Raw genomic sequence first — 18059 nt, forward strand, 5'->3', positions numbered from 1 at the left:
GTCCCAGCCGCGCTGTCACCGCTGATCAGGCACGAAGCCGATGATCAGGCGGGGGTGATGTTCTCCGCCTGCGGGCCCTTCTGGCCCTGCGTGACGTCGAAGTTCACCTTCTGGCCTTCCTGGAGCTCACGGAAGCCAGAGGTGGCGATGTTCGAGTAGTGGGCGAAGACGTCGGCGCCGCCGCCGTCCTGCTCAATGAAGCCGAAGCCCTTTTCCGAGTTGAACCACTTCACGGTGCCAGTAGCCATGTCAAATCTCCTTCGGGGTGAAAACCCGGGGAACACACACTGTGCATGTCCCACGTCGCGCGATGATGACCCCGTCCGGGAGAAAAGCACCGGAAATACAAAAGAAAAGTGCGCCCAACGGAGACGAATGTGACGAATCCGAGGAGAGCACTTGTAAGTCTTTTCGGGAACCACAACTGCAACTACGAAAACCGTAGCATGCCGCGAGCCTCTCGGCACGGCGAGAAATGAAGAAGTTCGTCCACGCCTCGTCACCCCGCGGAGTGCGCGGATGAATGTACCCCCGAGTGCGCGAACCTAACCTCCTTCGCCGCACCGATGTGGCGGGGACGCCCGGAACGCACGGGGCGCGGGTGACGTGCGTACGTCACCCACGCCCCCGCCCCCGCCCCGACCGGGTCACCCCAGCCGGGTCAGCTTCGCTCCGATGCCCGGCTCCGCCAGGTCGCTCTGCAACGCCACCGGCGCCCGGACCTGCCCCGGACCGGTACCGACCGTGACCTCGCCGACCACGTCGCCCTTCTTGCCGGTGTGCGGCACGGACTTGCCGGCCGCGGCGCCGATCGCCAGGTCGACCTTCAGCCCCGGCCAGCCCACCGCCTTGAGGTCCTTCGTCGCGACGACCTGCGTCCTGCCGCCGAGCCCGTCGTCCACGTATCCGACGACGTCGCCCTTCTTGACGACCGTCGCCGACGTGACGGCCTCCTGGGCCTTCTGGATCAGCTTCAGGCTGTCGAAGATCGCCTTGTCGAGCTTGTCGTCCAGCACGGCCCCGCTGGTCTGATGCATCACCGCGCCGATGATCCTGCGCGTCTCGCCGTCGACGACCGTGCTCGCCGTGAACAGCAGGTTGCCGCCCGCCGGCGTCGTCGAGCCGGTCTTGATGCCGTTGACACCCGGCTTCAGCAGGATCTTGTTGTTGTTGTAGATCTTCTTCGGCAGGCCCGGAATCTCGACTTCCGGCATGTCCACGATCTCGCGGAAGACGTCGTTCTTCATCACTGCCCGGCCCAGCTTGATCTGGTCGACCGGGGTGCTCACGGTGCCCGTGTCGAAACCGCTGGAGTCGGTGTACTTGGTGTTGGTCATGCCGAGGTCCTGGGCGGCGGCGTTCATCTTCTCCAGGAACTTCTCCTCCGAACCCGCGTCCCAGCGGCCCAGCAGCCGCGCCACGTTGTTGCCCGACGGGATCATCAGCATCATGAGCATCTGCCGCTGCGTGTACTCCTGACCCGCCTTGACCTGCGCCGTCGACTCGTCGCCCTTCTTGCCGTCGTCCTCGGCCTGCTGGTCGACCTTGATCTTCGGGCCGTTCTCCTTGCCCTTGATCGGGTGATCCCTGAGGATCACGTACGCCGTCATGACCTTCGCCACGCTCGCGATCGGCGCGGGTTTCTGCGGGCCCTCGGTGCCCAGGCTGCCGACACCCTCGACCTCGATGGCCGACTGCCCCTCGCCGGGCCACGGCATCTCGGTCCTGCCGCCTTCGAAGGTGTACGACGGCGTGGCGCTGAGCCCGAGCTCGGCGTCCGGCGGCGGACGCAGGAGCTGCACGGCCGCGAAGACGATCACCAGGAGCAGGAGCAGCGGCGTCCAGATCTTGACCCGGCGCACGGTCGTCCGTACCGGCGTCTCCGGCGGCGCGGGCTTGTTGGTCAGCTCGGCGAGCAGGTCGAGCGGCGGCTTGGGGGGCAGCGGCTGCTGCTTGGTCCGCTCGGCCTCCGGGAGCCCCGGGGCACCGGCTCCCGCACCGGCTCCCACGGCGGCTCCCGCACCGGCTGCCGGTCCGGGCCGCCGGTCCGCGGGACGCGCCTGCGCCCCCGTACGGGCCGCCGGACCGAGCTGCTGTCCGGTCCGGTCCGGCCGGGCCGGCTGCCCCGGCCGCGCGGCGGTCTCGCCGGGCCTGCGGGGTGGGCCGGCCGGTCGTTCGTCGGCGGGCTTGAGCGGTACGAACGTGCTGGTCCGCTCGACGTCCGACTCCGGCTCGGCTCGCGTTCCGCCCTTCGGGTCCTTGGCGGGGAGCTTGAGCATGGCCGTCGGCTGATCGACCTCCTCGGCTGCCGGAGCGGGCGGTACGGCCTTGAAGACAGCGGTGGCCTGATCGGTCCCGCCGTGGTCCTCCCCCGCGTCGGCGCCGTCACCGGCACTGCCGTCGGCGGAGTCGCCGCCCTTGGCGGGAGCGGGCTCGGCGGAGGCGCCGCCCTTGGTGCGAGCGGGCTCGGCGGAGTCGCCGCCCTTGGTGCGAGCGGGCTCGGCGGAGGCGGGTTCGGCAGCGGCGGGCTCGGCCGGCAGGTCCTCGGCCGGGACGTCCTCGGCGTCGAGAGCGTCGGCGTCGTCCGGGGCCGCGTCGTCCGCGGTCGCCGTTGCGTCCTCGTCCGGTTCGTCCGCCGTGGCCACCCAGGCGGCCACCGCCGCGCGAAGACGGGAGTCGTCGGGCTCGCCGGGCTCAGCGGGGCCGGAACCCTTCTCGGGTTCCGGGTCCGGTTCAGCTGATGCTCCGGGCGGTCCGTCATCACCGTCGGCGCCCACCGCCGTCCGCGCCCCCGCGGCGGAACCGGGTTCGGGTTCGGGCGCGGATCCGGGCTCCGACGCCTGGTCCGCCCGTACGTCCGGAACGGCTGCCGCGTCCGCAGAAGCGTCCGCTTCCGCGCTCACGGGGCCGTCCGCAGCCCCTTCCGTGGACTTCGCCGACCTCTCGCGGAACATCGCGAGCCGGGGATCGCGTTCGTTGTCAGCCGTCTCCCCCGACGACTTCCGCTGCTCCGACCTGCCGGGGGACTCGCCCGCCACCGATGCCTCCTGAACGCCAACACGCCGTGTACGGGGGCCGCCCCCCGCCTGTCCGATCCATGAACCAGTGTCCCGCTACGGGCACCGGACCCCTGTGCTAGACGAGAACGACATACCTACTGGTTCCCGTCCAAAGCACACAGGCACTCTCGACAGATGAATGTGAGAGGGGTCACCCTGTCATTCATCCACGCGGGGAGGCATGGATGGGCAGGAGCCGCAGAACAATTCCGGAGGAGCTTCTGTTGCTCGCTCTGGACCCGGCAACGGGTACCACAGCGCAGCCGCAGTCGCTCGACCTCGGCCTGGCCGGGGCACAGCTAGTGGAGCTGGCTCTGGCAGGACGGATAGCCCCTGACGGGGATCGTATCGCCGTGGTGATGCCACGGCCGACCGGAGATCCGACACTGGACTCCGCACTGGAACTGCTGCGCCGTCGCGGCAGCCCGGTTCGGGCGGTCCACTGGATCGGCGGGCCCCGGCTGGGGCTGCGCCAGATCTATCTCGCGCATCTGGAGCGCTGCGGCATGGTGCATGCCGTCTCGGGCCATATGTGCGGGGTCTTGCCGACGACTCGCTATCAGGCGACGGACACGGCAATCAGCCGGGACATCCGTGCCCGGCTGGACAGTGCGATCCGCACCGGCGTTCCGCCGGACCCGCGGACCGCGGCGCTCGCCGCGCTCGCTCACGCAGTGGGGCTCGGCAAGCACCTTTACCCCGGCAATGAGGGCCGGTCGTCCAGGTCCCGTCTGCGGGACCTGATTCGGCACGACCCGATGGGCGGACTCGTGGCGCACGCCGTGATGGACGTCCAGAACGGCGTGGCCGCACAGCCGCGTCGTGCCGCACCCGGCACCTCCGGCGCTCCGGGCAGTCCGGGCGGCGGCGGCAACGGAGGCGGCGGCACGCGTCAGCCGGCGCACCCGTCGGAGCGGGCGGCGTCACTGGCCATGCAGCAGCAGCCGCATCGCGGCAGCATGGCGAGGGCGGTCGCCCACTGACGCACCGCACACCGAACAGGCATTGACGCACCACCCGTTGCACACCGCCGCACCGTCGTCCCCCAGGGCCCGGTTCGGAAGCCGCACCCAGCGCGCGGGGCACGTGGACCGGCCGTCCGGAAGGAGGGCCGGTCCACGGCCCCGCGCGTGCGCGTTTTCGCGGCCCGTGCCGGTACGGACGCGTGCCCGTCGCCCCACCCTGTGTTGACGTTTACCAGCGCGCCCAAGCAAGTTGGTGGCAGTCTGCTGGTCAAGAGACAAGCGCAGCACGCAGCCGGAGGTGCAGTTCCGTGGCGTCCCCCAATGTCAATCCCACCGTCAGGCGACGCCGACTGGGTCAGGAGCTGCGTCGGCTCCGCGAGTTAAAAGGCATGACGGCGGAAGGGGTCGCCGAGCGGCTCCTGGTGTCCCAGTCGAAGATCAGCCGGCTGGAGAACGGCCGCCGCAGCATCAGCCCGCGGGACGTCCGCGACCTGTGCGGGGTGTACGAGGTGGAGGATCCGAGGGTTGTCGAGTCGCTGATGCAGATGGCCAAGGACTCGCGCCAGCAGGGCTGGTGGCACGCGTTCGGCGACATCCCGTACAGCGTGTACATCGGCCTGGAGACCGACGCCGACAACCTGCGCGTGTACGAGCCGCAGGTGGTGCCCGGACTGCTGCAGACCCCGCAGTACGCGGAGGCGGTCATCTCCGGCAGCCTGCCCGAGACCACCCCGGAGGAGTGGGCCAAGCGCGTCGGTGTCAGGCTGCGCCGGCAGGAGCGCATCACCACGACCACATCGCCGCTGCGCCTGTGGGCGGTGATCGACGAGGCGGCACTGTGCCGGGTGGTCGGCGACCGGCACCTGATGCTGGCGCAGCTGGAGCACCTGCAGGAGCTGTCCAAGCTGCCCCATGTCACCATCCAGGTACTGCCGTTCAGCGCCGGTGCGCACACCGGGCTCAGCGGTCACTACGCGATCCTGGAGTTCCCGGAGACGACCGACTCCAGCGTCGTCTACATCGAGGGCGTGACCAGCGACCTGTACCTGGAGAAGACGCCCGACGTGCAGAAGTACACCGGAATGTACGAGCACTTGAGGGCGAAGGCGCTGAGCACGGAGGAGTCCCAGCGGCACATCGAGAGGATCGCCAAGCGGTACGCGAGCGGGGAACCGGCCGCCTGACCCGTCGGCCCGACGACCTCGGGCGCGTACCGTACACCCTTCTCCCACACCGCCGGTAGAGCCTCCGGAATATGCCATCCGGTCGAGTGAACCGCTCCTGTGGACACGGGAGTTGAGGCGTAGCGTCGATCACGCCAAGCAAGCCCGTTGGCAGCTCGAAAATGACCGACGCACGACTGGTGAAGGCGGTAGGGACATGGCAATTCTCAAGGGCGCGACGGCCGAGTGGACGAAGTCCTCGTACTCCGGTGGCAACGGAGCGTGTGTGGAAGTGAAGTCCCCGGCGGTGCACGCCATCGACGTGCGGGACTCGAAGGCCCCCGAGGGCCCCTCGATCTCGTTCGTCCCCGGTTCGTGGACCTCGTTCATCACGGAAGTCGGCCAGGGCTCCTTCGGCCGCTGACGCGCCGAGCGACGAGCGCGCCACACAGGCACCACCTGTACGACCGCAGAGCCCTCTCGACTGGCCCGCCGTCCTGGCCGAGGGGGCTCCTCGTCGTCACCACCCCGTCGCGGAGAACCTAACGGAGCCGATCGACGTACCGGTCCGTCCCCATCACCGTCGGGACGAACGGCGCCACCAGTTCCACCCGCCCGAGCCCCGTTCCGGCGACCGCCTCCCCGTGTCCGCCGAAGCGTTCCCGCCACTGCTCGCACGGGGGAACCACCGCAGCGTCAGCCGGGTGCCGACGCCCTCGACCTGATGGACGGGTACGGACTCACGCGCGCGGGTAGCGGGCCAGCCAGCCGGGCGCGCTGGTCGTCGGGCCGTGCAGGGCCGGGCCCTGGGTCATCTCCATGGCGAAGTCGTCGGCGAGTTCGAGGACGGTGGGCCGGCCCTCCAGTTCCGCGACCCAGTCCGGGGGCAGGGCCGTCTCGCCGTGCATCGCGCCGAGCAGCGCCCCGCAGAGCGCGCCGGTGGTGGCGGACGCCCCGTCGTGGTTGACCGCGAGCCGTAGCCCGTGCCGGAGGTCCGCTCCGACGAGGGCGCAGTACAGCGCCACGGCGAGGACCCCCTCGGGCGTCCGCGCGTCGCCGAGGCCGGCCACCTGCTCGGCGGTGGGCGGGCCCTGCCGTACGGCGTCCAGGGCGGCCCGCAGCGCGTCGGTCACGCTCTCGTGCCCCGGACGTGCGGCGAGCTGTCCAGGGCCCGCTGGACGGCCGTGGTGGGGCCCTCGCCACGGGTCAGGCCGTGCACGAGGACGGCGAACGCGCCGGAGGCGAGGAGCGAGGCGGGGCTGCCGTGGGTCTGCGCGGCGCATTCCGCGGCGAGCTGGAAGACGAGCTGCGGATCCCAGCCGACCAGCAGCCCGAAGGGTGCGGAGCGGGCGACGGCGGCCGGGGCGGCCGAGCCGGGGTTCCTGGGGTCCGCCAGGGTGCCCATGGTGGGCTCCCGGAGGGCTCCCAGGGTGTCGCGGCCCGGCGATCTGCGCTGGTACAGCCATTCCTCGCGGGCCAGCCAGCCGTCGTCGGCGCGGCGTTCGTCGGGGCCCCAGTCGTGCTGGGTGGCCGACCAGCGGAGGTAGGCGCGGTAGAGGTCGGTGGGCGGGTGCCAGGCGCCGGTGTCGCGGCGGACCTGGGCGCGGATGAGACCGTCCACGGTGAAGAGGGTGAGCTGGGTGGTGGCGGTGATCGCGCCGCGTCTGCCGTACGCGGGGAGCAGGTCGAGCACTCCGGCAGGGCCGTGCGCCTGGCGTATCTCCGCGAGGGGCAGGGGGTCGACGGCCGCGCCGAGTGCGTCGCCGACGGCGCCGCCGAGGAGGGCGCCGCGTACCCGGCTGCGGAAGTCCTGCTGTTCGGCGCGCCCCCAGACGACGGCGGCCGTTCTGCCGGGGGAGCCTGGTGAGGGTGCAGGGCCGGCGGGGGCGTGGGCGGGGGCGGTGGCGCCGGTGGGGGCTGCCGCACTGCTGGCACGACTGCTGCTCATGGCGCGCCACGGTAGCCGATCGACTTGTGGCTCCCCAGGCCCCGTAACGGTCGGTTACAGGTCCTGAGGAGCCACGGGTCGGTCAATTGTGTGCAGCTGGTGCTCGGCCAGTCAGTCGGTGATCGGGATCTGACCGTTGGGCGTGTTGGACGCGCCGGCCGGCTCCGCCGCCGCGGGGCCGGCCTTCTTCTGCGCGATGCCCTTCAGCAGTTCGCCGAGGTCGACGCCGGTGGTGGAGCTGAGCAGCTCCATGCCCTGGGCGACGTTGTCGGTGACCGTACGGGAGAGCTGGGAGGCTCCGTCCGTGGAGATCACCGTCATCTTGTCGATGGCGCTGAGCGGCTCGGCCGCCTTGGCGACGACCTGCGGCAGCGCCTCCACCAGCATCTGGATGACGGCGGCGTCGCCGTACTGCGCGAAGGCGTCCGCCTTCTTCTGCATGGCCTCGGCCTCCGCCGAACCCTTCGCGAAGATCGCGGCGGCCTCGGACTCGCCCTCGATGCGCACGGCCTCGGCGAGCGCCGCACGGTGCAGCTTCTCGCCCTCACCGGTCAGGCGGGAGCGCTCGGCGTCCGCCTCGGCCTGCTTGACCAGCGCCACCTTGCGCGCCTCGGCCTCCTGCTCCGCCTGGTAGCGGGCGGCGTCGGCGGGCTTGCGGACCTTGGTGTCGAGTTCGCGGTCGGTCAGCGCGGCCTGCCGCTGGGCGACCTTCTCCTGCTCGGCGAGGACTTCCTGCTGGCGGGCGGCGTCGGCGAGGGGACCCGCGGCGTTCGCCTTGGCGGCGGCGGCCTCGGTCTCGACGCGGATCTCGGCCTGCTTGAGGTAGAAGGTCCGCTCGGCGATGGCGATCTCCTCGGCCGCCTTCAGCCGGGCCTGCTCCGAGGCCCGCTTGGCGATGGCCTCGGCGATGTCGGCCTCCTGGCGGGCACGGGCGGCCTCGGGCCGGCCCAGGTCCTCCAGGTAGGAGCCCTCGGTGGTGATGTCCTGGATCTGGAAGGCGTCCAGGATGAGGCCCTGCCCGGACAGGCTGGCCTCCGCCTCCTCGGCGACCTGGCCGGCGAACGCGGCCCGGTCCCGGATGATGTCCTCGACGGACATCCGGCCGACGATGGCGCGCAGGGCGCCGGAGAGCACTTCCTGCGTGAAGCCGACGATGCCGTCCTGCTGCTGGAGGAAACGCTGGGCGGCGGCCCGGATGGCGTCCTCGTTGCCGCCGACCTTGACGATCGCGACGCCTTCGAGGTTGGCCTTGACGCCGCGCAGGGTGACCGCGCCGCGCACGGCGATCGGGATGTGGCGGCTGGACAGGTCGAGCGTGAATTTCTGCTGGACGAACGGGACGACGAAGACGCCGCCGCCCACCACGACCTTCTGGCCGCTGTTGTCGGTCATGATCCGGCCGGTGACCGGATCGGTGGACTTCTTGCCGCGCCGCCCGGTGATGATGAACGCCTCGCTCGGCCCGGCGACCTTGTAGCGCGTGACGACGACGAGGCCGAGCAGGACGAGGAGTACGACGACTCCGACGACCGCGAGTGCGACTGGGCTCATGGGCAGATCCCTCGTGATGGGTGTGCGGTGATGAAAGGACGGGGGCGCGCGGTGCTACGGACGGGCAGCGGCGGGGTCAGCGTTCGACGGGGCGCACGGCCAGGGAGGTCGTCGACAGGGCCGACTCCACCCACACCTCGGCGCCCCGCGCCACCGGCGTCTCGCTCTTCGCCGCGTACTTCACCGGCTGTCCGCCGAGGTGGACGAGCACCTCGCCGTACCCCCCGGCCGGGATGGCCGTGACGACCGAGCCCGAGCTTCCGACCAGGTCCGAACCGCGCGGTGTCGCGTCGGTCTGGTCCCGCATCAGGGCCCGGCTGAACTTCCACGTCAGCCAGGCAGCACCGGCCCCCGCGACGACGCCGACCCCCGTGGCGGCGGCGGCACCGAGGCCGGTGGTGCCCAGCGTGATCGCGCCGCCGAAGCCGAGCATCGCCGTGAATCCCGCGATGACCGGCAGCGAGAGCCACCCGTCGAACAGTCCCTCCATGGCGGAAAAACCGTCGAACAGGCTCTCCAGCAGCCCGTCGAAGACCAACGCGAAGAGCAGCAGGGCAATGCCCGCGATGCCGAGACCGAGAAACAGTGTCATGCGTGCTCCTTCCCTCCGTACGCGCCGATCCGTTGACGTGACCGAAGCGTCGCACGAAGCACTGACATTCGACATTGCCTGGTACCGGCAGTCTTTACACGTTCTTGATGCCGGGCGCCGAGCGGTGGACGATCAAGGTGCGGAGCGCCCCGAGGGCCGTCGGCGCACCAGCGACGACGCCCCTCGGCAGGCACGCGGTTCCTGTTCAGTTCCCCAGTACGGGCAGCAGTTCCGGAAGATGCCCGTCCGAGGCGTGCGCCGCCGCCACTCTCTCCTGCGGCACCTCCTCGTACAGCGTCGTCCGGGGCCGTGCGGGCCGGCCCGCGGCCTCGGCGATGGCGACGAGGTCCTGGACGGAGCGGTACGAGCCGTAGCTGGACCCGGCCATCCGGGAGATGGTCTCCTCCATCAGCGTGCCGCCGAGGTCGTTGGCCCCCGAGCGCAGCATCTCCGCCGCGCCCTCCGCGCCGAGCTTCACCCAGCTGGTCTGGATGTTGGTGATGTGCGGGTGGAGGAGCAGGCGGGCCATGGCGGTGACGGCCCGGTTGTCGCGGACGGTCGGCCCGGGGCGGGCGATGCCGGCGAGGTAGACGGGCGCGTTGGTGTGGATGAAGGGAAGCGTCACGAACTCGGTGAAGCCTCCGGTCTCCTGCTGGACGCGGGCCAGTGTCCGGAAGTGGCCGAGCCAGTGCCGGGGCTGGTCGACGTGCCCGTACATCATCGTGGACGACGACCGCAGCCCCACCTCGTGGGCGGTTTTGACGACCTCGATCCACTCGGCGGTCGGCAGCTTGCCCTTGGTGAGGATCCACCGCACCTCGTCGTCGAGGATCTCCGCGGCGGTGCCGGGAATCGACCCGAGGCCGGCCTCCTTGGCGGCGGTCAGCCACTCGCGGAAGGACAGCCCGGTCCTGGTGGCCCCGTTGACGACCTCCATCGGCGAGAACGCGTGCACGTGCATGTCCGGCACACGGTCCTTGACGGCCTTCGCGATGTCGAAGTACGCGGTGCCGGGCAGGTCCGGGTGGATGCCGCCCTGCATGCAGACCTCGACCGCGCCGACGTCCCACGCCTGCGCGGCCCGGTCGGCGACCTGGTCGAGGGAGAGCGTGTACGCGTCGGCGTCGGTGCGGCGCTGCGCGAAGGCACAGAAACGGCACCCGGTGTAGCAGACGTTGGTGAAGTTGATGTTCCTGGTGACGATGTACGTGACGTCGTCACCGACCACGTCGCGCCGCAGGGTGTCCGCCATCCGGCACAGCTCGTCGAGCGCGGGCCCGTCGGCGTGCAGGAGGGTGAGCGCCTGGGCGTCCGTCAGCTTCGTGGGATCGGCGGCCGCCTGGGAGAGCGCCGTCTTCACCTCGCCGTCGATGCGGCTGACGTCGCCGGTGAGCCGCGAGGGCACCATGCCGGGTTCTGCGGCCTCGCGCAGGGCCTCCCAGTCGCCGTACACCGCGTCGAAGTCGTCGCGCCGGTCGCCGGTGCGGCCCTCGGTGTCGATGGTGCGGTGCAGGTCGGTGCGGCCCGCGGCGGTGAACGCCTCGTCGGGCTCCTGCCAGGGCAGGCCCGAGGGGCGGACGTCCGGCCGGGCGAGTCCGGTACCGGGGTCGGCGAGGGCGGAGACGTGGGGAATCAGCCGCGGGTCGAGCCAGGGCTCGCCGCGCTGGACGAACTCCGGGTAGATGGTGAGGCGTTCGCGCAGCTCGAAGCCGGACTCAAGGGTGCGCTCGGCGAGTTGGTCGATGTGCGGCCAGGGGCGCTCGGGGTTGACGTGGTCGGGGGTCAGCGGGGACACGCCGCCCCAGTCGTCGATGCCCGCGCCGATGATCAGTGCGTACTCGTCGTCGACGAGGTTCGGGGGCGCCTGGATGCGGGCGGCGGGCCCCAGGACGTGCCGGGCGACGGCGATGGCCGCGGCCAGCTCCTCCAGCTCCGCGTCCGGCATCCTGCCCATCGCCGTGTCCGGCTTGGCACGGAAGTTCTGCACGATGACTTCCTGGATGCCCTGGTAGGCGCGGGCCGTCCTGCGCAGGGCGAAGAGGGAGTCGGCGCGCTCCTCGTAGTCCTCGCCGATGCCGATGAGGATGCCGGTGGTGAAGGGGACGTTGGAGCGCCCGGCGTCTTCGAGGGCACGCAGCCGGACGGCGGGCTCCTTGTCCGGGGAGCCGTGGTGCGGGCCGCCGGGCTCGGACCACAGCCGGTTCGCGGTGGTCTCCAGCATCATCCCCATGGACGGCGCGACGGGCTTGAGCCGCTGGAGCTCCGTCCACGTCATGACGCCCGGGTTGAGGTGCGGCAGGAGCCCGGTCTCCTCCAGTACCCGGATCGCCATGGCCCGTACGTACGCGAGGGTGTCGTCGTACCCTTCGGCCTCCAGCCACTCGCGCGCCTCGGGCCACCGTTCCTCGGGCCGGTCGCCGAGCGTGAACAGGGCTTCCTTGCAGCCCATTTCGGCTCCGGCGCGGGCGATGTCGAGGACCTCGTCCGGGGAGAGGTACATGCCGTGACCGGCGCGGCGCAGTTTGCCGGGGACGGTGACGAAGGTGCAGTAGTGGCACTTGTCGCGGCACAGCCGCGTCAGCGGGATGAAGACCTTCTTGGAGTACGTGATGATTCCGGGCCGTCCCACCGCCTGGAGTCCCGCGTCCCGCACCCGCGCCGCGGACGCACACAGATCGGTGAGGTTCTCGCCGCGCGCCTGGAGGAGCACGGCCGCCTCCGTGACGTCGAGGGCCACCCCGTCCCGGGCGCGTCTGAGGGCCCGGCGCATGGCGTTCTCCGTCGGACCTTGGCGGGCGGGCTGCGCTGCGGAGCTGGTCATCCCCCGAGGATACGTTCGACGTGCACGTGACGTTCGGGGTGCGGGGGCGTTAGACGCAGCACACCCTCCGACTCCCCTGGAGACCCGTATGTCGCGCCGTTTCGCAGCCGTCGCCCTGCCCCTGCTCGCCGTGCTGGGCACGGCGGCGCCCGCCCAGGCGGGTCCCGAACCGCACACCGGGGACCGGCTCACCCTCACCGTCGCCGGGACCGGCTTCCCCGGGACCGAGGGCACGTACGAGCTGACCTGCCACCCGACCGGCGGCAGTCACCCCGAGGCGCAGCTCGCCTGCGACCACCTGGACGCGGTAACGGTGTACGGAAAGGACCCGTTCGCCCCGGTCGCGGCGGACGCGCTCTGCACCCACCAGTACGGCGGCCCGGCGACCGCCCGCCTCACGGGGACATGGGCCGGGCGCCCGGTGGACGCGGCGTACAACCGTACGAACGGGTGCGAGATCTCCCGGTGGGACGCCATGGTCCCGCTCCTGCCGGACACGCGGGGGGTGCCCACGAAGCCCAAGTCGCCGTACCGGGACGCGGCGCAGCCGTAGGGCGGGGCGAGCGGGGCACTGAGGGGCGGGGCGGCCCCTCGGGCGCGCGGTTCCCCACGTCCCTGCCGGGCCGCCCGCCGCGGCCCGCTCCCTGACGGCCGTCCCCCGTTCGCCGCGCCCGGGCCCCGGCCCGTACGCCGCGCCCCGAGCCGAAAGCCGCGACCCCGCCCGGCCGCTAGAGGTACGGCGTGTACGTGTCCAGGGCGCGGAGCACTTCCGCCTCTCCCGCCGGCGGCAGCTGGAGCACCACTTCCTCGATGCCCAGAGCGGCGTAGTGCTCCAGCTTGCCGGGGCTCGGCAGGACCGCGTACGGCACGATCTGCAGGTCCTTCGGGTCGCGGCCGGCCGCCACCCACACCTCCCGCAGTGCCGGGATCGCCTCGCCGAGGCCGCGCCCGCCGATCGGCAGCCAGCCGTCCGCGTACGCGGCGATGTCCGCGAAGAGCTTGGGACCGGCCGCCCCGCCGACCAGCACGCGGGGTGCGCCGCCGACCGGCTTGGGGTGCGCCTCACTGGCCTGTACAGAGGCGAACTCGCCTTCGAAGGCAGTGGGTTCGGGGCTCCACAGCGCCCGCATGAGGCCCATCCGGTCGCGGGTGAGCGCACGGCGGGTGGTCCAGCTCACGCCGTGGTCGGCGGCTTCCTCCTTGTTCCAGCCGAAGCCGACGCCGAGCGTGAAGCGTCCGCCGGAGAGGTGGTCGAGGGTGGCGATCTGCTTGGCGAGGTCGATCGGGTCGTGCTGGGCGACGAGGGTGATCCCGGTGCCGAGGGCCAGCCGCTCGGTCACGGCGGCCGCCTGGCCGAGCGCGACGAACGGGTCCAGTGTCCGCCCGTACTCGCGCGGCAGCTCGCCGCCCGCCGGGTAGGGGGACTCGCGGCCGACCGGGATGTGGGTGTGTTCGGGCAGGTAGAGCCCGGCGAAGCCGCGCTCCTCCAGTTCCCTGGCGATCCGCACGGGCGTGATCGACTCGTCGGTCAGGAAGATCGTGGTGGCGATCCGCATGCGAACTCCTTCGTCGAGGGCCTGTTGATGATCTCAAGCTAGGGCGTACGGTGCCGAAAGCCGAGGGGTCGTCCACGCCCCCGGCCGGAACCGGGGAGAGGCGTACCACCATGCTCATGCGCACCAGAACCCTCACGACGCTGCTGCTCGCGGGCACGCTGACGCTGGGCGCGCCCGCCCTGTCGCTGTCGTCCGCCGCGGCGGCGACCCCGATGGCACGGACGGCCACCGTCGCGGTGGCGGCCTCGGGCACGTCGGCGACCGGCGCCACCTCCGCCGCGGCTGCCCGAACCCAGGCGCAGGACAGCAGCTCCGCGGTCTCCCTCTCCAAGCCGAAGAAGAAAAAGAAGAAGAAGGGCTTCGGGATCGGGCTCCTGATCGGGCTGGTCTTCGGCGTGCTCGCCCTGATCGTGCTGGTGCTCGTCATCCTGTGGATGGTTCGCCGCAACCGCCGCAAGGGCTGAGCCGGGGACGATTCCCCCATGGACGATCCCTCCAGGACGGAACTCTCCGGCCGGGCGGCCCCGACGAGTCGCCGTGCCCTGTTCACCGCGGGCGCGGCAGCCGCCCTGACCCTCACGCCGGTGCGCTTCGCGCACGCGGCGGGCGGTGGCGGTGGCGGTGGCGGTGGCGAAGGGCCGCTGACCCGTACTGTCCGGGGCACGCTGCCGCCCGGCGCACCGGACTTCGTGTACCTGCCCGTCGAAGTACCGCGCGGTATACGCCAGTTGCACGTCTCCTACACGTACGAGAAACCGTCCGTCCCGCCCGGCACGCTGGGCAACGCCCTGGACATCGGGCTCTTCGACGAGCGTGGCACCGCGTTGGGCGGCCGGGGTTTCCGCGGCTGGTCGGGCGGTGCGCGCACCGAGTTCTTCGTACGGGGCGACGCGGCGGCCCCCGGTTACCTGCCGGGGCCCGTCCGCCCCGGCACCTGGCACATCGCGCTGGCCCCGTACACGGTGGCCCCGCAGGGTCTGCCGTACACCGTGACGATCACCCTCACGCCCGGTCCGGCCGCTGCCACGCCTCGCCCGGTGTACCCGCCGGACCGTCTCGCGGGCCGGGGCCGCGCCTGGTACCGGGGCGACTGCCACCTCCACTCGGTCCACTCGGACGGCCGCCGCACACCCGCCGAGATCGCGGCCCTGGCCCGGTCGGCGGGCCTGGACTTCATCGCCACGACCGAGCACAACACCTCGTCCTCGCACGCCCATTGGGGAGATGCGCCGGATGATCTGCTCGTGCTGACCGGTGAGGAGATCACCACCCGCAACGGTCACGTCCTGGCCCTGGGAACGGCTCCCGGTACGCACACCGACTGGCGCTACCGGGCCCGCGAGGGCCGCTTCCCGCGGTTCGCCCGGGAGATCCGCCGCGCGGGCGGCCTGGTCGTACCGGCCCATCCGTACGCCACCTGTCTGGGCTGTGCCTGGCAGTTCGGCTTCGCGGACGCCGACGCGGTGGAGGTGTGGAACGGTCCGTTCACCCCGGACGACGAGGTGGCCCTCCAGGCCTGGGACAAGTCCCTCGTCGGCGGCGGCCGTTGGCTTCCCGCGATGGGCAGCAGCGACGCCCACCGCGACCCCGACCGGATCGGGCACCCGCAGACCGTCGTACTGGCCGACGCGCTCTCCCGCGAGGCGATCCTCGCCGGTCTGCGCTCCGGCCGTTCGTACGTCACGGAGTCCTCGGCGCTCTCACTCACCCTGACTGTCAGCGACTCGCGGGGCCGCACCGCCACGCTGGGCGGGCGGCTCGCCGCACCGCGGGCCGCACCGGTCACGGTCCGCCTGACGGTCGAGGGGGCCGCTCCCAGCTGCACGACCCACCTGGTCACCGACCAGGGCACGGTCCGCAGCGGGCCGGCCGGCGGGACCGAGTGGACGACCACGCCCTCGTACGCCTCCTACGTACGGGCGGAGGTCCGCCACCCGGCCACCGCGGCGGGGCTGCCGGGGCCGCCGGCCGCGTTCAGCAATCCGGTGTTCCTGCGCAGCCTGGCGTAGGCACCGGCCCGGACCGCACCGCTCACCTGCGAGAGGTTCCCGCCGGGGCCGTTCAGTCCTGCACGACCAGCGCCGGGGTGTCCTTCGTCAGCACCTCGCCCCGGAAGAAGGCCGGGCTGCGGCGCTGCATCACCAGCATGACCACCACGCCGACGAGCAGCAGTCCGACGCCGATCACGAAGACCGAGCCGACGCCGAACACGGACGAGCCGCTGCCGTACGCCGGGTCCCACATGTCGTACAGCGTCTTGCAGAACACGGCGGCCAGCAGGACTCCGCCGAGCACCGGGAAGACGCCCTTGAAGAACGCGTCGCGCACGGAGGCGGTGAGTTCGCGGCGGAAGTACCAGGCGCAGGCGAAGGAGGTCAGCGCGTAGTAGAAGCAGATCATGAGGCCGAGCGCGTAGATGGTGTCGAGGAGGACGTTCTCGCTGACCAGCGTCATGACCGTGTAGAAGAGGCCGGTCGCCACGCCCGCGTGGACGGTCGCGCGGCCGGGGCTCTTGAAGCGGGGGTTCACACGGGCGTACGACGCGGGCAGGGCCTCGTACGCGGACATGGCGAGGACCGTGCGGGCGACCGGGATAAACGTCGTCTGGAGGCTGGCGGTGGCGGAGGCGACCACGGCGACGAAGAGCAGGATGCCGAGGAAGGGGCCCATGACGGGTCCGGCGAGGGCCGCGAAGACGTTGTCGGAGGTCTCCGGGTTGCCGAGCCCGAGGCCCTTGTCGCCGGTTCCGACGGCCATCTGCACGGCGACGGCGGTGGCGAGGTACGAGCCGACCAGGACGACCATGGCGATCAGGGCGGCGCGGCCGGGGGTCTTCTCGCTGCCGGTGGTCTCCTCGTTGGCGGTCAGGCAGGCGTCCCAGCCCCAGTACATGAAGATCGAGAGGGAGAGGCCCGCGGTGAAGGCGGCGAAGGAGCCCACCGAGAAGGGGTTGAACCACGACCAGGAGAAGTCGACGGCGCCCGCGAACTCGGGCAGCCCGCCGCCGGCCTTGCTGAGCGCCATCCCGACGAACAGCGCGAGGACGACGAGCTGGAGGCCGACCAGGGCGTACTGGACGCCCTTGGTGGCGGTCATCCCCCGGTAGCTGACCAGGGTCGCCAGGGCGATCAGGGCGAGGCAGGTGAGGATGTGGACGGGTTTGCTGTCGTCGAGGGCGGTGATCGCCGCACTGCCGGTGAGCTCGCCCGCGAGGAGCCAGAAGTACGAGGTGGCGACGCCCGCGAGGTTCGACAGCACGATGATCGTGGCGACCACCAGGCCCCAGCCGCACATCCAGCCCAGGCGCGGCCCGAAGGCCTTCACCGTCCAGGTGAAGGAGGTGCCGCAGTCCGGCATCACCTTGTTGAGCTCGCGGTACGCGAAGGCCACCAGGAGCATCGGCAGGAACCCGGCGAGGAAGATCGCCGGCATCTGGAGGCCGACCTCACCGGCCGTGGGGCCGAGGGTCGAGGTCAGGCAGTAGACGGGGGCGACGGTGGAGACACCGATGACGGCGCTGCCGACGAGGCCGACGGAGTTTCCGCCGAGCCCCTTGCCGCGTACGCCGTCGTGGCCGTCGCGGGCCCCGCCGGAAGAACGGTCGCCCGAGACGCGAGGGCCCGCCCCCTCTGGGACGCCCCTTACCGCATCTCCGGCCTGCGGGTTCGTTTCCACCTGAGTCATGAACAGGACGTTAAGTCCTGCGGTTTCCACATACGGAGGACCAAGCTCCGGTACGCCAACCTTGCCTTGGCGGGGTCAAACCACCCAACGATCAAGGAACTTGAGACGCATATCGGAAGTACACCTTGCGAATACAGAGGAACACGACTTCCCCCTGAATGCGCAAACCGCAGGTCCGTCCGTTTTGTCCGGGTTCAAAATTTTCCCGTCGCCGATCCGGCCGCCGTGCGGCCGATCAGTACTTGACCCCGCGCACCTCCCGCCCCCGGGCGTCCTGCTCCCACGCGGGCAGCTCGTCGTGGCGCCGCGTGATGCCGGCCTTGTCAGCCGCCGCGTACAGGGACCGCAGGGCGATCATCATCACGCCGATGTCGTCCAGCAGGACCGGATCGGGCAACAGGTCCACCGGGCTGATCAGATAGGCCACGGCGCCCCAGAACAGGAACTTGTTCTCCACCGGAACCCCGGCATCGGTAAGCAGCTTCCGCGCCTTCACCATCTTGACCAGCAGGATCACGGCGACCACGACCATCGCGAGGACCGCGAGGCCCACCACGACCAGCAGAACGATCGTCCCGTCACTCATGCGCTCACTCCTCGTACCGCCGCCCGTCGGACGTCCCCTTCCGTGTACCCGGATGCGACCGTTCCGCGCACCCGCCACCGGAAGGTTCACCCGCCGCCCGGGGGCCACCCACTTTTTTGTGCGTACTTGAGGAA

Annotated in this window: 14 protein-coding genes and 2 pseudogenes; 6 read left to right on the plus strand and 10 right to left on the minus strand. The window is 71.3% G+C overall.

Translation table 11 applies throughout. The features are described from left to right. Nucleotides 1-44: 44 nt before the first annotated feature. Nucleotides 45-248, minus strand: a complete 204-nt coding sequence (locus HNQ79_RS09730; RefSeq protein WP_185029111.1) for a cold-shock protein — start codon at nucleotides 246-248, stop codon at nucleotides 45-47. Between the two features lie 399 nt (nucleotides 249-647). Next, nucleotides 648-3038, minus strand: coding sequence for a D-alanyl-D-alanine carboxypeptidase (locus tag HNQ79_RS09735; RefSeq protein ID WP_185029113.1), 2391 nt, complete (start codon nucleotides 3036-3038; stop codon nucleotides 648-650). A 206-nt stretch (nucleotides 3039-3244) separates the two neighbouring features. Here HNQ79_RS09735 and HNQ79_RS09740 point away from each other — a divergent pair, with 206 nt between their 5' ends. The 3 genes from HNQ79_RS09740 to HNQ79_RS09750 all read left to right on the plus strand — a co-directional run bounded on the left by HNQ79_RS09740 (nucleotide 3245) and on the right by HNQ79_RS09750 (nucleotide 5611). Then, on the plus strand, nucleotides 3245-4042 hold the full coding sequence (locus HNQ79_RS09740; protein ID WP_185029115.1) for a GOLPH3/VPS74 family protein: 798 nt from the start codon (nucleotides 3245-3247) through the stop codon (nucleotides 4040-4042). Between the two features lie 290 nt (nucleotides 4043-4332). Further along, entirely contained in the window at nucleotides 4333-5208 is an 876-nt protein-coding gene (locus HNQ79_RS09745; protein ID WP_268253567.1) for a helix-turn-helix domain-containing protein, read from the plus strand. 196 nt (nucleotides 5209-5404) lie between these two features. Beyond that, nucleotides 5405-5611: a DUF397 domain-containing protein gene (locus HNQ79_RS09750; RefSeq protein WP_185029118.1), complete on the plus strand. Its 207-nt coding sequence runs from the start codon at nucleotides 5405-5407 to the stop codon at nucleotides 5609-5611. A 118-nt stretch (nucleotides 5612-5729) separates the two neighbouring features. Here HNQ79_RS09750 and HNQ79_RS33585 read toward each other — a convergent pair. The 5 genes and pseudogenes from HNQ79_RS33585 to HNQ79_RS09770 all read right to left on the minus strand — a co-directional run. After that, nucleotides 5730-5962 (minus strand): annotated as a pseudogene (locus tag HNQ79_RS33585) (hypothetical protein); the annotation flags it as partial. Beyond that, nucleotides 5928-7030, minus strand: a pseudogene (locus HNQ79_RS09755) (ADP-ribosylglycohydrolase family protein); the annotation flags it as partial. The pseudogenes HNQ79_RS09755 and HNQ79_RS33585, both read right to left, overlap by 35 nt. Before the next feature lie 216 nt (nucleotides 7031-7246). Further along, complete coding sequence (locus HNQ79_RS09760) at nucleotides 7247-8686, minus strand: flotillin family protein (protein ID WP_185029120.1); 1440 nt, start codon at nucleotides 8684-8686, stop codon at nucleotides 7247-7249. Between the two features lie 76 nt (nucleotides 8687-8762). Then, nucleotides 8763-9278, minus strand: a complete 516-nt coding sequence (locus HNQ79_RS09765; RefSeq protein WP_185029122.1) for an NfeD C-terminal domain-containing protein — start codon at nucleotides 9276-9278, stop codon at nucleotides 8763-8765. A 205-nt stretch (nucleotides 9279-9483) separates the two neighbouring features. Further along, entirely contained in the window at nucleotides 9484-12099 is a 2616-nt protein-coding gene (locus HNQ79_RS09770) for a bifunctional FO biosynthesis protein CofGH (protein WP_185029124.1), read from the minus strand. 88 nt (nucleotides 12100-12187) lie between these two features. On the opposite strand from HNQ79_RS09770, the gene HNQ79_RS09775 reads away from it, so the two are divergent. Next, nucleotides 12188-12652 (plus strand): SSI family serine proteinase inhibitor, encoded by a 465-nt coding sequence (locus tag HNQ79_RS09775; RefSeq protein WP_185029126.1) that lies wholly within the window; start codon nucleotides 12188-12190, stop codon nucleotides 12650-12652. A gap of 175 nt (nucleotides 12653-12827) precedes the next feature. Here HNQ79_RS09775 and HNQ79_RS09780 read toward each other — a convergent pair whose 3' ends face one another. After that, on the minus strand, nucleotides 12828-13655 hold the full coding sequence (locus tag HNQ79_RS09780; RefSeq protein WP_185029128.1) for an LLM class F420-dependent oxidoreductase: 828 nt from the start codon (nucleotides 13653-13655) through the stop codon (nucleotides 12828-12830). 116 nt (nucleotides 13656-13771) lie between these two features. Here HNQ79_RS09780 and HNQ79_RS09785 point away from each other — a divergent pair, with 116 nt between their 5' ends. Both HNQ79_RS09785 and HNQ79_RS09790 read left to right on the plus strand, forming a co-directional pair. Further along, nucleotides 13772-14119: a hypothetical protein gene (locus HNQ79_RS09785; protein WP_185029130.1), complete on the plus strand. Its 348-nt coding sequence runs from the start codon at nucleotides 13772-13774 to the stop codon at nucleotides 14117-14119. An 18-nt stretch (nucleotides 14120-14137) separates the two neighbouring features. Further along, the gene (locus tag HNQ79_RS09790; RefSeq protein WP_185029132.1) at nucleotides 14138-15664 is read left to right on the plus strand and encodes a CehA/McbA family metallohydrolase; all 1527 of its coding nucleotides are present in this window, start codon (nucleotides 14138-14140) and stop codon (nucleotides 15662-15664) included. A 52-nt stretch (nucleotides 15665-15716) separates the two neighbouring features. Here the strand turns inward: HNQ79_RS09790 and HNQ79_RS09795 are convergent, their stop codons facing one another. After that, a complete protein-coding gene (locus tag HNQ79_RS09795; RefSeq protein ID WP_185029134.1) occupies nucleotides 15717-17339 on the minus strand; it encodes an APC family permease in 1623 nt (540 codons plus the stop codon). Between the two features lie 235 nt (nucleotides 17340-17574). Next, nucleotides 17575-17925, minus strand: a complete 351-nt coding sequence (locus HNQ79_RS09800) for a YkvA family protein (protein WP_185029136.1) — start codon at nucleotides 17923-17925, stop codon at nucleotides 17575-17577. Nucleotides 17926-18059 lie beyond the last annotated feature (134 nt).

This window comes from Streptomyces candidus (assembly GCF_014207445.1).
Classification (GTDB): domain Bacteria; phylum Actinomycetota; class Actinomycetes; order Streptomycetales; family Streptomycetaceae; genus Streptomyces; species Streptomyces candidus.